This window comes from Streptomyces sp. N50 (assembly GCF_033335955.1).
Taxonomy (GTDB): Bacteria; Actinomycetota; Actinomycetes; order Streptomycetales; family Streptomycetaceae; genus Streptomyces.
Map to the genome: position 1 here is coordinate 2,902,800 of NZ_CP137549.1, position 13,377 is coordinate 2,916,176.

The 13,377-nt window shown below is 70.6% G+C and carries 15 protein-coding genes; 1 reads left to right on the forward strand and 14 read right to left on the reverse strand.

The features are described 5' to 3' along the window. Positions 1-36: 36 nt before the first annotated feature. From R2B38_RS12685 to R2B38_RS12745, 13 genes are all read right to left on the reverse strand, one after another. Positions 37-1,269 (reverse strand): MinD/ParA family protein, encoded by a 1,233-nt coding sequence (locus R2B38_RS12685; protein ID WP_318016323.1) that lies wholly within the window; start codon positions 1,267-1,269, stop codon positions 37-39. A gap of 25 nt (positions 1,270-1,294) precedes the next feature. Then, on the reverse strand, positions 1,295-2,668 hold the full coding sequence (eccD, locus tag R2B38_RS12690; RefSeq protein WP_411978442.1) for a type VII secretion integral membrane protein EccD: 1,374 nt from the start codon (positions 2,666-2,668) through the stop codon (positions 1,295-1,297). A gap of 14 nt (positions 2,669-2,682) precedes the next feature. Next, positions 2,683-3,003 carry a hypothetical protein gene (locus R2B38_RS12695; RefSeq protein WP_318016325.1) on the reverse strand — a complete coding sequence of 107 codons (321 nt, stop codon included), beginning with the start codon at positions 3,001-3,003 and terminating at the stop codon, positions 2,683-2,685. 58 nt (positions 3,004-3,061) lie between these two features. Beyond that, positions 3,062-3,541 (reverse strand): HD domain-containing protein, encoded by a 480-nt coding sequence (locus R2B38_RS12700; RefSeq protein ID WP_318016326.1) that lies wholly within the window; start codon positions 3,539-3,541, stop codon positions 3,062-3,064. Positions 3,542-3,719: 178 nt separating this feature from the next. Then, on the reverse strand, positions 3,720-4,442 hold the full coding sequence (locus tag R2B38_RS12705; protein ID WP_318016327.1) for a DUF6508 domain-containing protein: 723 nt from the start codon (positions 4,440-4,442) through the stop codon (positions 3,720-3,722). Positions 4,443-4,448: 6 nt separating this feature from the next. Further along, positions 4,449-4,853, reverse strand: a complete 405-nt coding sequence (locus R2B38_RS12710; protein ID WP_318016328.1) for a hypothetical protein — start codon at positions 4,851-4,853, stop codon at positions 4,449-4,451. Positions 4,854-4,870: 17 nt separating this feature from the next. Continuing rightward, positions 4,871-5,056, reverse strand: coding sequence for a hypothetical protein (locus tag R2B38_RS12715; RefSeq protein WP_318016329.1), 186 nt, complete (start codon positions 5,054-5,056; stop codon positions 4,871-4,873). Between the two features lie 82 nt (positions 5,057-5,138). Further along, complete coding sequence (locus tag R2B38_RS12720; protein WP_318016330.1) at positions 5,139-5,537, reverse strand: hypothetical protein; 399 nt, start codon at positions 5,535-5,537, stop codon at positions 5,139-5,141. Positions 5,538-5,551: 14 nt separating this feature from the next. Beyond that, on the reverse strand, positions 5,552-8,452 hold the full coding sequence (locus R2B38_RS12725) for an ADP-ribosyltransferase (protein ID WP_318016331.1): 2,901 nt from the start codon (positions 8,450-8,452) through the stop codon (positions 5,552-5,554). After that, a complete protein-coding gene (locus tag R2B38_RS12730) occupies positions 8,449-8,868 on the reverse strand; it encodes a DUF6507 family protein (protein ID WP_318016332.1) in 420 nt (139 codons plus the stop codon). The genes R2B38_RS12725 and R2B38_RS12730 overlap by 4 nt, the downstream gene beginning before the upstream one ends. A 94-nt stretch (positions 8,869-8,962) precedes the next feature. Next, positions 8,963-9,277, reverse strand: a complete 315-nt coding sequence (locus R2B38_RS12735) for a pore-forming ESAT-6 family protein (protein ID WP_318016333.1) — start codon at positions 9,275-9,277, stop codon at positions 8,963-8,965. A 71-nt stretch (positions 9,278-9,348) separates the two neighbouring features. After that, positions 9,349-9,681 carry a hypothetical protein gene (locus R2B38_RS12740; RefSeq protein ID WP_033285981.1) on the reverse strand — a complete coding sequence of 111 codons (333 nt, stop codon included), beginning with the start codon at positions 9,679-9,681 and terminating at the stop codon, positions 9,349-9,351. A 209-nt stretch (positions 9,682-9,890) separates the two neighbouring features. Beyond that, a complete protein-coding gene (locus tag R2B38_RS12745; RefSeq protein WP_033285873.1) occupies positions 9,891-11,069 on the reverse strand; it encodes a PP2C family protein-serine/threonine phosphatase in 1,179 nt (392 codons plus the stop codon). Positions 11,070-11,231: 162 nt separating this feature from the next. On the opposite strand from R2B38_RS12745, the gene R2B38_RS12750 reads away from it, so the two are divergent. Then, the gene (locus tag R2B38_RS12750; protein ID WP_318016334.1) at positions 11,232-12,491 is read left to right on the forward strand and encodes a GNAT family N-acetyltransferase; all 1,260 of its coding nucleotides are present in this window, start codon (positions 11,232-11,234) and stop codon (positions 12,489-12,491) included. Between the two features lie 18 nt (positions 12,492-12,509). Here the strand turns inward: R2B38_RS12750 and R2B38_RS12755 are convergent, their stop codons facing one another. Further along, the gene (locus R2B38_RS12755; RefSeq protein WP_318016335.1) at positions 12,510-13,325 is read right to left on the reverse strand and encodes an Fpg/Nei family DNA glycosylase; all 816 of its coding nucleotides are present in this window, start codon (positions 13,323-13,325) and stop codon (positions 12,510-12,512) included. Positions 13,326-13,377: the final 52 nt, after the last annotated feature.

The following is a 13,377-nucleotide window of genomic DNA, read 5'->3' on the forward strand; positions in this document are numbered from 1 at the left end:
GGTTTCCTCGGTGCCTCGGTGCCTTCCTGTCGGCGGTCAGCGCTGCTTCTGGGAGAGCTGGAAGACGTCGGCGGCCAGCCGGGTGGCGGCCTGCCGGGTGGCCCGGGCGAGGAGATCCGTACGGATGGTGCCGCCGGACGCGAGGTGGCGGTCGTAGGGCAGGACCGTCACGGTGACTCCGGCTTCGGTCAGCTCCTGGGTGGCCCTGGCGAGGTCGACGCCGGGGTGCGGTGCGGTCGCAGTGAGGACGACGACGGTGGAGGCCAGCACGTGCGGGGGCAGGTTGCGCATCCACTCCAGGACGGCGCGGGTGCTGGCGATGCCCTCCAGCGTCGCGGGCACGGTGAGCACCCGGGCCTGCGCGGCGGACAGCGCGGTACGGGCGACCTCGGCGGGCAGGGTCTCGCAGTCGACGACGGTCACCCCGAAGAAACGGCGCAGCGAGACCATGACCCGCTCGTAGCCCGTGGTGTCGAGCATGGCACCGACCTGGCCCTGGCTGCCGGGCAACAGCCAGGCGTTGCCCGGGAGTTGGACCAGGTAGCCGGTGACGTCGAGCAGCGACATCTGCGGTTCCACCAGTCCGGCGAGGTCACCGGTGGTCCAGCGCAGGCTCTCCGCGCCGAGCCGCAGCGGCAGCGAGCCGAGCGCGGGGTCGGCCTCGACGACGAGCACCGGGTCCTGGCGGTAGTGGGCGTAGGTGGCGCCCAGCAGCGCGGCGACCGTCGTCTTGCCGGAGCCGCCGCGGATGGACGTCACCGCGATCTGCCGCCCGGTGGTGACCGCCTGCTGCAGCACCTCGGCGGTCGCCGCGCTGTCGGCGACCTCGCGGGCCGCCGAGGAGGAGACGGTACGGCGTACGGCGCGCAGGGCACGGACACCGAACGCCTCACCGCGCCGCGGCTTGAGCCCGGCGGCGGCGAGCCGCTTGTCGAGCACGGGGCGGGAGTCGGGGGTGACGCGGTGCGGGGCGCGGGGCTGCGGCTGGTAGGTGTGGGCGTGTTGCTGGTGTTGAGGAGGCGGCGGGTCGGCGTACGCCTGCTGCTGCGGGTAGCCGTACGCCGGGGCACCGGACCCCTGCTGCGGCAGCGGTTGTTGCTGTTGCGGCGATAGCGGTTGTTGCTGTTGCGGCGATAGCGGTTGTTGCTGTTGCGGCGATAGCTGCTGTTGCTGTTGCTGCGGCGGCACAGGCTGCTGATGCTGAGGCTGATGCGTAGCGCCTCTCAGATCGCGCAGCACGTCGCTCTGCCAGTTGTCCCCGTTCGGCATGTCGCCCTTCACTCCTGCCCTGGCCTCAGAACTTGTTGAGCAGTTGCCCATAGATGCCGAACACCCCGACGGCGAGCGGGAAGAGCCCGATCACGCCGAGGGACTCGATCAGGTCGCCGATCCGCCGCAGCCGTACCTGCACGTGCTCGGGCGGCTGGACCGCGAGGACCACCAGCGGCAGCACCCCGGCGACGCACAGCAGCACCAGCGCCCCGGCGCCGCCCGCGTGGTCCACCCACTCCACCGCGAGCCGTACGACGAGCAGCGCGGCGCCGCCGAACAGCGCCACCACCTCGGCGACCAGCGGGAAGGCACGGGCCTGGGAGAGCAGCACCACGGCGGTGAGCGAGGTGAGGGCCACCGTCCACACGGTCGGCTGCCCGGACGCGGTCAGCAGCCAGCCGCCGGCGGCGGCCGAGACGACCGTGGCGACGGTGATCAGCGCCAGCCCGCGGTGCGTCGCGGCGAGCGCGTTGGCGACCTGGTGGCGGCTGACCGACGTGCCCGCGGAACGCCGGTCGTCGAGTGCCGTCAGCCCCGAGGCCATCAGCGCCAGCCGCGGCAGCATGCCGAGCAGCACGACGGAGAACACGGCCATCACCGCGCCGATCCGGTCCGGCCGGTCCTGTACGGCGGCGACGGCCTCCCACACCAGGGTGATGAAGGCGGTGGCGCCGGCCCCGAGGAGCGCGCCCCGGCCGAGCGGGGAGAAGTAGGCGAGCAGCACGAGCGTGAGCACCAGCGCGGCGACGACACCGGCCAGCCGGGCCGGTCCTGACCAGCCGTAGGCGTCGGCGGCGGTCCAGGCGGCGAGCAGTCCGAGCCCTCCGGAGGCGAGCAGCAGTGCCGTGGCGAGTCCGCGGTTGCCGTCACCGATCTTCGAGACGAGCGCGCCGGCGATCACGAAGACGAGGGTGACGACCGCGAGCGCGGTGGTGACGGACTCGAGCGCGAACTCGCGCCGGGCCAGCAGGGCCGCGGCCACGGCGAACACGACGGTGGCCACCCCGGAACTGGCCCGGCGCGCGGCGGGCCGCCAGCGCCAGGCCCGCAGATCGAGATCGTCGGCGACCTGGTCGATGACGTCGTGCACGACGGGTGCGGGCGGCGCGGCGTGGGCGCGCACCAGCTGGAGCACGGCGCCGTCGGGCACCTCGGACGAGGACAGGGTGGCCTCGTGCGGCAGCACCGAGCCGTCGGAGGTGATCAGCTGCCGGGTCATGGGCCGCGTGGCGGCCCGGTCGTCGAGCAACTGCAGGATGTCGGGCAGCAGTTGCCCGATCGGGGTGTCCGACGGCAGGACGATGTCGACGCGTCTGCGCTCACCGACCAGCGTGACCCGGCTCAGTTGTGTCCGGGACGCCGTTTGCGTCCGGGACGTCGTTGCTGCACTCACCACTTACCGGAACCCATTCATCGCGAAGTTGTGGCCGAGGCGGCCGAGGTCGCCGAGGACGGCTGTGCGGAGGACTGCTGTGCGGAGGGGCTGCTGCCGTACTGCTGCTGCTCCTGCTGCTGTTGCTGCTTCTGCTTGGCCAGGGTGGCCTGCAGGAAGGACCACCCGACGCATCCGGCGCACAGGACGGCCGCGATGGCGATGCCCGCGAACACCTTCCCGAGCCGCTCGTCGGCCGAGCGCCGGGTGCGCTGCGCGCCGAAGAGCAGCGCGTCGCGCATCCGGCGCCGGCGCACCGCCACCGACTCCAGCAGTTGGCTGTCGTAGTCCCGTGCCATTGAGTTGGTCCTGTGCCTGTGGTCTCTGTTGTTCTCTGGGTTGTTCTCTGTGCGGTCGTCAGTCGTTAAGGGGCGTGGAGGTTTCAGGGGTGTCAGGGCTTTCGGCGGTGAGGCCGAGGTACTCCCGCATGGCGGCGTACTTCCGTGTCAGACGCCGTGCGGTGGGCTCGTCGAGTACGGCCAGCCGGCGCGGGTCGGCGTTGTGCGCGAGGTCGGCCGCCTTGACGAGCAGCGCGCCCTCGGTGGCGAGGATCCGCTCCGCGTACGCCCGCGGCTCCTCGCCCGGCCGTTTGCTCAGGGCCCGTACGACGTCCTTGGTGCGCTGGGTGAGGTTGGCCGCCGCCAGCCACTCCTCGCTCAGCACGCCGTCCTCGACCGCGTCGTGCAGCCAGGCGGCGGCGATGAGTTCGCGACCGCCACCGCGGGCGCGTACGCCTTCGGCGACGGCCTCCAGGTGTTCGGCGTAGGGCCGGCCGGCCTTGTCCCGCTGGGCGGCGTGCGCGGCACGGGCGACGGACTCGACCTCGGCGAGCGTCATGACCGGAGCGGACGACCCGTCGTACGGCATAGCGCATCCCCCCTGTCCCCGTGACTTCGCCCGTGCAACATAAAACATGGACGCGCGGGCGGCGTACCCGGGGAGGCCGGGATGCCGGGAACGGCGCCGAAATCTCCGCAGGACCTGCACACCTGGGGTTCCCGATGTCGAATCCGGCTCACTGAGCGGGGTGCGCGGCGTGCCGGTCCAGGAGCGCGACGACCATGGCGTCGAAGAGGCCGCTCTGGACGGCTTCGTCCACCGACCCCTCGTTGACGCGCTCACCGACCGCGAGGAAGGTCGCGGCGCGTACGGCGTCCGCGGGACGCAGCCGTCCGTGGGGCGGCACCGCGGGAGGCGGAGCGGAGCTCCAGCGGTACTCCGAGGTGACGGCACCGATGCCCCACAGGGCCTTGACGACCCGCCACAGCGGCTTGCTGTAGACCGGATACGGCCACTGGGTCGCGCCGTTCGCGTTCTTCTCGCCGCCGCCCCAGCGGACGTCACGGTCGTCGTCGGTGAGGGCGGCGTAGGCGTCGGCCAGCTCCTGCCAGGCTTCGACGTCGTCGTGGTCGAGCTGGGCCAGCAGGCGCCGGTCGTCCGCCTCGGTGACGGCGCGGGCGAGTTCGTCCACGGCCTCGGGGCCGGGGACATCGACCGGGGGCCCGGTGCCGGCGTCGCGGGCGAGCTGGGTCAGCGCACCGGCCAGGGGGATGCCTCGCTCGCGGGTCTCCGCCACCTTGGCCGCCCATGTCTCGCCGAGGCGATACCCGTCGACACCGGTCGCGGCGCGCCGCGACCACTCCAGGGTGCCTTCGGCGTAGTCGGCCCAGACGTATCCGACGACGTCGCCGTCGGGGGTCTCGACGGCCACGTACTGGACGGGGTGCCGGTGCTGCATGCGGGGTCAGGCCTCCTGAGCGATGGTCTTGACCGCGGCGGTGTTCGGGGCGTCGGTGAGGGAACCCGACAGAGGGCGGCCTCTGCCACCGGGCTCCGGTCCGGCCAGGAACTCGGCGATGGCCTGGGACGGGCGGATACCCCGCGCCTTGGCTTCACGCAGCCTGCTGATCCAGGACATGCTCTCGTTCGCCCCCACGGGACCCGCGGCCCGCCTCGGCACATACGCGGCGGCGTCGTCCTCGTCACCGCCCCACACGTATCCGAGAACCGCACCGCCCTGCTTGTCGACCACCGTGAAGTACCGCACAGGCTTGTCGGTCCTGTCCCGATACCGTGCCGGACCGCCGGGCGCCTCCTGGAACCACATGCCCTCGGCGAAGCGCGGGTTGACCGGTCGTTCACTGCTCATGGTGGTGCGTATGTCTCCTAGTCACCCTTGGCAAGGGCCTCGACCGCGGCGGCGTTCCGGGCGTGCCAGTGACCGCCCTCGGCGAGGGCCCGTCCGCCGGCAGCCGCGCGCGGCACCCACGCGGCGGCGTCCTCGTCGTCGTCGGCCCATACATAACTCAGGGCCGCGCCGCCCTCCTTGTCGGCCACCGTGAAGTACCGCACCGGCTTGTCGCTCCGGGTCCGGTAATGCGGCGGACCCGGCGACACAACATGCCATCGTCAGAACGCGGGTTGATCGGTTTACTCACTGCTCGGCCAGGGCCGTGACTGTCTTGAGGCTCGGAGCCTGTTGCAGGGAATCAGGCACGACATGGCTGGAGCTTGCGGGATCGGAGTCCCTGACCATTTCTGCCAGAGCAGTTGTCGGCGCGAGCCCACGGGCCTTGGCGTCGTGCAGTTTCCGGGCCCACCGCGCGCCCTTGTTGAACGCGTCGTCACCGCCTGCCTTGCGGACTTCCCATCCGGCGGCGTCGTCCTCATCGTTCGCCCAGACGTATCCGATCACGTTGCCGTCCCTTTCGGCCACGGTGAGGTACTGAACGGGCTTCTCGGTCGTCGCGCCGTACAGCGCCGGCCCTCCCGGCTTGGGGGTGAACCTCAGGTCCTCGTTCAACCTCGGATTGAGCCGCTGTTCCTCGTTCATCCGTACAGTGCTCCCTAACTCCGGGGCAGGACTTCGCCGTACACGTGGATCTTGCCATTGTCCATGAAGACCCTGGTCACTCTGTATTCGGTGCCACGGGCAAGGAGTAGCTCCCGCTCTTCCGCGCCGTAGTTGCTGACCTTCTCCAGCCAGAGAGCGGGCGTGCCCTCCGGAAGCCGAAGGTGCATGACCGCTTCCTTGTCTTTGAACGCTCCGACCGGATGATCACCGAGAGACGTGGAGGTGTACCCCAGGTCCGGGAAAGTCTGGCCGAGCATGTCCATCGGCGAACGCAGATTGAGGTAGCCCAGGTCGGTGCCCCGTACCACCATGATGGTGTCTGGAACAGCCCGCGAGGACAGTACGCGGTCCATCTCGGCGATGTCGTGCAACACCTCCGGGCGCGAGCTGAATCCGTGGCTCCCCCGCAAGTAGCCATTGATGTCTTTGTACGAAGGGAAGAAGTCGCCCGAGTAGTCGTTGAGCGCCTGGCGTGCGGACGGGTCCAGGTTGTCGACGTAGTCGTTCCAGTAGTCCTGTCCGTACTCGATCGCTGCCTTGCTGTCCGCGAATGGCAAGGTCCCTTCCGACAACTCTGCGGTTGCAACCCTGTGCTTCTCCGCGACCGAGAGGTCGTCGAACTCATCCGCCGAGACATGCGGCTTGTATTCGAACGTGTCGCCGGCCCCGCCATGCCCCGGCACCTCACTGCCGGCGTGGCCCGGGGTAGCCGCGTCCACGCCGTCGTGCCCGGCGATGTCCGCCGCGTCGTGCCCGAGGCCGCCGTGGTCGCCTACGTGCCCGGCGTCGTGGGCGTGCCCGGCGTCATGACCGGCACCATCGTGACCGGCGCCGTGATCTGGATGACCGCCGGTACCCGGGGTGTCATGCCCGCCCGTGTGCGGAGCGGCCGGCGGCGCGTCGTGCGGGGTGGTGTGCGGCACCTCGTGCGCCGGGGCCGTCGGGGTCTCGTGGTACCAAGCCGAAGGCGTCGTACCGGCGTGCCCGCCCGCCGAGACCGCGTCGCCCGTGCTGTGCGGGATGCCTCCGTGAACGCCGCTGCCGGGGACGTGCGGGACGCCTCCGGTGATGCCGTTGTCCGGGACGTGCGGAACCGCGTCCTGGACACCGTCGCCGACGGACTTCGGGATGCCGCCGTGGATCCCGTTGCCGGGGACATGCGGGGTGCCGGAATGCACAGCATTGCTCACGGAGTGCGGAACCCCGCCGTGGACACCATCCCCGGCAGCCTTCGGAATACCGCCGTGAATCCCGTTGCCCGGTACATGCGGGGTGCCGGAATGCACAGCATTGCTCACGGAGTGCGGAACCCCGCCGTGGACACCATCCCCGGCAGCCTTCGGAATACCGCCGTGAATCCCGTTGCCCGGTACATGCGGGGTGCCGGAATGCACGGCGTTGCTCACCGAGTGCGGAACCCCGCCGTGGACACCGTCGCCGACGGACTTCGGAATACCGCCATGGATCCCGTCCCCTGCAGCCTTCGGAATACCGCCGTGAATCCCGTTGCCCGCAGCCGACGGCAGCCCGCCCGGGACCTTGGCCGGTGTGTGCGGGAGCGCCCCGTGTGCGGCGTTGTCCGCCGCATGGGAGACCCCCACAGGCACCGTCTCCGGCGCCGGGACCGTCCAGTGGGCCGGCAGCCCAGGCGCCGCCTCCTTCGGGATCGGGGTCGTCTCGACGTTGCCCGCGTGGTCGAGGAGGTTTCCGTTCGGCTCCAGGAGCCGGCCGTCTGGGAGGTGTACGGAGCCGTCGGGGAGGGTCGGGATGTCGATCTTGCCGACGCCCTTCAGGTTCTTGGCGATGTCGCCGACCTTGGACAGGCCCGCCCCGGCGCCCTTCATGACGTACGTCATCGGGTCGATGATCTTGCCGGCCTTCCCGGCCAGGGAGACCGCCTTGGCCACCGCGCCCGCCTTGCCGGCGCCGGCCGCGGCCGCGCCCTCGCCGCCGGTGAAGACCGTGGTGAGGACGTTGAAGGTGACCGCACCCGCCGCACGCGCGGGGTTCTTGCCCCACTCGTCCCACGCCAGCAGCGCCTTCCCCGTCTGCTTCATCGTGTTGCGCGACTCACGGAACCACGACGGCAGGGCCTTGTCCGGCAGCGCCCAGAACGCGAGCTGGGCACCCGGCATCATCGACAGCGTGAGCCCGGTCGCCAACTGCGCCAGGCCCTTCCACGCCTGCCCCATCGCGTCCCAGCCGCCGAACCCGACCAGCGTCCCCAGACCCTTGATCGTGCCCCAGACGCCGTCCACGATCAGGCCGTCCCACACGAACGACTTCACCCAGTGGCCGACTTCGTACCAGTGGTGCTTCTCCTCCACCGGGTCGCCCCACGGCAGCTTCGCGTCCTTCAGGTCCGACGCGTTGTAGCCGTACTGGTCCTTCCGGTCCGAACCGTCACCCGCGACCATCTGCGTGCCGTGCCACAGCGCCGTGATCTCGTTGTGGCACGTCCGCTCGGCGGCCCAGAACGCCGCCACCGCCGCCGTGATGTCGTCCCGGATCCGGTTGTGCTTGTCGACCTTGTCCCCGTCGTACTCCCAGTCGTCGTCCCCCTTGACCGAGGCGACGAACTCCGTCGCCTCCGTCTTCAGCTGCTTCAGCTTCGCCACCAGCGGACGGATCTCGGTCGCATACCCGGACAGTGCCGAGGAGACCGTCTCCAGGTCCGTGGCGAAGGTGTCCGAGCGGTCCGACACCGGCTTCGTCGACGCGAACAGCGTCTCCGCCTCGGGAGCGTGGTAGTACGCCGACAGCCCCTGGAACTGTGAGTGCACATCCGCACCCGTGGAGCGGATGTGCCCGGCGTCCTTCTTCAGATCGCCGTAGTCCTTCTCCAACTGCTCCAGATCACCGGTGAATTCGGGAATCTCGTCAGGATTGATCACCGCTGACCCACTCCCGGCATCGTCACCCCGGGCATGGACGCCTTGCGCTGCACCTCTGCGGCCATGGCGTCGTCGCCGTTCAGATACGCCGTCGTCGCGTCCACCGCGCCCTGCATCGACTTGCCCGCCCTCGCGGCGATGAACTGCAGGTCCTTCATGGCGTGTTCGGCGTACTGCGAGAGCGCCAGCGCCACCAGGCCGCCCTGGGCCTTCCCGCCGTCCTTACCGCCCGACGCGCCGCCCGATCCGCCCGATCCGCCCGATCCGCCGTCCGCGGAGATCGTGCCCGCGCTCGACGCCGCCGACTGCAGATGCGCGCCGTAGTCCTTCGCGTACGTCTCCAGATGCGACGCCGTCGTGCCCGTCGTCGTCAGCACATGCTGAATGCCCTGCGGACGCAGGTCCCAGCCCGTCATACCAACCCCCGTGAATCCGGCACCCGGCCGTCACGAACCATCAAGAACCACGACAGCCGCAGCGGCCGCCGGTGAACCACCAACTGCCCGCGGTTCAGCCGATGTTGTCCACCGCCGACTTCGCCTTCGCCAACGTCGCGTGCGCCGTCGAGTCGTTCTTCTCCATCGTCGTCTTCAGCAGCTGGATGATGTTCCGGACCTCCTGCGAGGCCTGGTTCCAGCGGTGCTCCTTGCCGTGGTACTCGTCCGCCACACCGTCGGCCGTGAAGTCCGACATCGCCTTCTTCACCTGCTTGTCCCGCGCCGAGATCACCGCCTCCAGCTGGGCGATCACCCCCGCGAGATTCCCCTGCACGTCCCCCGACGCCGTCGTGTCGTAGGAACGACGATCCATACCCGCACCAGCCATCACACACCACTCCCCGAAAACAACCTGAATGACCCGAAAGGCCCGAAGGGCCGGAAAGGACCGAACGCGGCTCAGCGGCCCGAGAACCGCGCCGCGTCGAAATTGGCCGACCCCATGTGCTGCCGGGCGTTGTCACGCTGCTCGTCGTCACCCGTGCTGAACGCGCTGTCCATCCCGGACTGGCCGCCCAGAATCGCCGCCAAGGACGAGTCCAGTTCCTTGGTGATCCCGTCCGCCCGCGCCTTGAACTGGTCGAAAGCCGCACGGCCGCCGCCGTTGAACTTCCCCTCCAAGGGCTCCGCCGCCTGCACCAACTGCCGGATCAGCGTGCCCAGATCCTGACTCGATCCGCGCGAGTCACGCATCAGCGTCGACAGCGCCTGCGCACCCATGTCGAACTTCATGTCGGCTCCCCCGTACGGGCTCACGCGGCGTGTGCCGCTCGTGTCACATACGGATCCATCAATATCAACTCGCGAATCACCCGGGCAACCCGGGGCCTTCACCATCACAAAGTCGGCAAACTTTCCTCACCGAAGCCCGAAGCCCAAAGCCGAAGCCCAGAGCCCAACGCCCGGCGCCCAGCGCCCAGGGAGGCGACCCTCCGTTGACGTCAGCGCCCCGCCTGGGCCGTCGGGCCCTCGCGGCAGACCAGCAGCAGGGCCCGGTCGTCGTTGACGTCCTTCGCGACCGCCTCGATGAGATGCCAGGCGGCGCCGTGGAAGCCGCCTGCGACATAGCGGTCGGCCTCGCCGGTGAGGCGGTCGATGCCCTCGACGATGTCCCGCTCGGAGGTCTCCACCAGCCCGTCCGTGAACAGCATCAACACGTCCCCGGGCCGCAGCGATCCCTTCACGGGGTCGAACTGCGCGCCGTCGTACACACCCAGCAGCGGGCCGTCGGCCGCCTTCTCCTCCCAGCGGCCGCTGCCCGCGCTGAGCTGGAGGCCCGGCGGGTGGCCCGCGGAGAAGAGTTCGTAGTCGCCGGAGTCGAGGTCCAGGACGAGGTGGATCGAGGTCGCGAAGCCCTCGTCCCAGTCCTGGCGGAGGAGATAGCCGTTGGCAGCGGGCAGGAACGCGTGCGGGGGCAGCGAGCCGAGCAGGCCGCCGAAGGCGCCGGACAGGAGCAGGGCGCGCGATCCCGCGTCCATGCCCTTGCCGGAGACGTCCGTGAGGACCACCTCCATGGTCCGACCACCGTTCGTCCGGGCCGCGACCACGAAGTCGCCGGAGAACGACTGGCCGCCCGCCGGCCGCAGCGCCATCTCCCGGTGCCAGCCCTGCGGGAGTTGGGGCAGCTTGCTCTGCACCCGGATCCGCTCGCGCAGGTCGAAGAGCATGGTGCCGCCGCGCCGCCAGGGCACGCCCACCCGGCTGCGGAACTGCGCGATCAGCAGCCCGAAGAAGCCGCACGCGGCCACCACGAGCACCACGCCCGGGGTCACCCGCGCCGGGCCCTCGGTGTACGGGCCGAGCTTCACCGACTCCACGATCAGACCGGTGGCCGCCGCCGCGTACAGGCCGAGCAGGCTCGCGGGGCGCAGCAGCAGGCCGCCCGCGACGATCGGCAGGACCAGCGCGGCCGCCGAGAACCACACCGCGTTGGCGAGGGTCATGGCCACGATCACCGGGATCGTGATCAGCAGCCCGGCCAGCGCGACCCAGTCCGAGCCGTCCCCGCGGAAGTAGTCGACGGCACTTCTGCGCAGGCCGGTGCGGACCCGGTGAACCAGCTTCTTCAACCGGGCCGTGAACGTGTCGGCCTCCGCGCGCCGCTCTCGTCCTGCTGCCATTAGTTCGGGACCCTATCCATCCGACCAGCCGCTTGGCACGGGAGGTCCCACTTGTCCCCCCTGCGAGGTTCAACTTCACAGTGAACTTCACCGGAGGCCCTCGCGGTGGCGCCCAGCGGAAATTCCCTGGCTCGTCCCGCAATGCGCTGGTAGGCATGGTCCATGGGGACAGACGCGAGCAACACACCGGCCGGGCGGACCGAGCTGCGGGTACTGCGCCAGGACGAGTGGAACACCTGGTACGACAACCTCGTCGACGCCTTCGGTGGCGTCCCGGAGTCGCCCGAGGAGCGCGAGCTCTGGGAGGGGCTCACGGAGTTCGACCGCTTCCTCGGCGTCTGGGACGGGGACGCGTGCGTGGGGACGGCGGGCGCGTTCAGCTTCCGGGTCACGGTGCCCGGCGGTGCCTCGGTTCCGGCGGCCGGCGTCACGATGGTCAGCGTGGCCGCCACGCACCGGCGCCGCGGCATCCTGACGTCGATGATGCGCCGGCAGCTGGACGACGTACGGTCCTGGGGCGAGCCGTTCGCCGTGCTGACGGCCTCCGAGCCGGTGATCTACGGCCGGTTCGGGTACGGCACCGCGACGATGCGGACGACCGCCGAGATCGACACCGCCCGGGTGCGGCTCACGGTGCCGCCGGGGACGGACGACGTACGGCTGCGCTTCGCCGAACCCGCCGCCGTACGGGACCAGTGCGAGGCGGTGTACGCGCGGCTGGTGGCCGGGCGGCCGGGGATGACGGCGCGGCGGCCCGGGTGGGAGAACCTGCCGCTGCTGGACCCGGAGAGCGAGCGGGAGGGGTCCTCACCGCTGCGCTGCGTGGTGGCCGAGCGGGAGGGTGAAGTCGTCGGCTACGCGCGGTACTTCGTCAAGCCCGAGTGGGACGTCCAGGGCCCCAAGGGGACGGTCGTGCTGCGTGATCTGGAGGCGCTGGACCCGGCGTCGTACGCGGCGCTGTGGCGGTTCCTCTTCGGCATCGACCTGACGTCGAAGCTGGCGCTGCGCAGCCGTCCCGTCGACGACGCCTGGCAGCAACTCGTCTCCGACCTCCGCCGGTGCTCGATCCGGCAGGCGGACTCGCTGCACGTACGGCTGGTGGACCTCGGCGCCTCGCTGGAGGCGCGTACCTACCAGGCGCCGGTGGACGTGGTGTTCGAGGTCGAGGACGCCTTCTGCCCCTGGAACGAGGGGCGTTGGCGGCTCACCGGCGACGCGAAGGGCGCGTCCTGCAAGCGCACCGAGGAGCCGGCCGATCTCGCCCTGTCCGTACGGGAGTTGGGGTCCGCGTATCTCGGCGGGGTGTCCCTCGTGTCGCTCGCGGGGGCCGGCCGGGTGCGGGAGCTGCGGGCGGGGGCGCTGGCGGAGGCGTCGCTGGCGTTCGGGTCGGCGGTCGCGCCCTGGCTGCCGCACGGGTTCTAGCAGTACCGCTGAACGCCCCTACGGCTTCTGGCAGTTGGGGCACCAGAAGAGGTTGCGGGCGGCGAGGTCGGCGGTGCGGATCTCGCCGCCACAGATGTGGCAGGGGCGGTTCGCCCTGCGGTAGACGTAGACCTCGCCGCCGTGGTCGTCGACGCGCGGCGGGCGGCCCATCGCCTCGGGGGTGTGTTCGGGGCGGACGGTGTCGATGCGGTTGGTGCGGACGCCCTCGCGCATCAGCTCGACGAGGTCGGCCCAGATCGCGTCCCACTCGGCCCGCGTGAGGTCCTTGCCCGCGCGGTACGGGTCGATGCCGTGCCGGAACAGCACCTCGGCGCGGTAGACGTTGCCGACGCCCGCGATGACCTTCTGGTCCATGAGGAGTGCGGCGATCGTCGTACGGCTGCGGGCGATACGGCGGTACGCGGCGCCCGGGTCGGTGTCCTCGGCCGGGCGCAGGGGGTCGGGGCCGAGGCGGTCGTGTATCGCCCGCTTCTCGGTGTCCGTGATCAGGGCGCAGGTGGTGGGGCCGCGGAGATCGACGTACGACGTGTCGTTCACGAGGCGTAGGCGGACGGTGTCCGTGGGCGGGGGCGCCGGGGCTCCGCCGAAGGTCACCTTGCCGAACAGGCCGAGGTGGACGTGGATCCACTCCTCGTCCCGGAAACCGAGGAACAGGTGCTTGCCGTGGGCTTCGGTGCGGGTGAGTTCCGTGCCGTTGAGCAGTGCGGCGGCGTCACTGAACTTGCCCTGGGGACTGGTGACTTGTACGGCTCGGCCTTTGAAGTGACCGCCGTAGTCCAGCGCGAGTCGGTGGATCGTGTGCCCCTCTGGCACCTGGCGAACTTCCTTTCCCACCCGCCCACCCGTCCAGGTCACTCGACAGGTG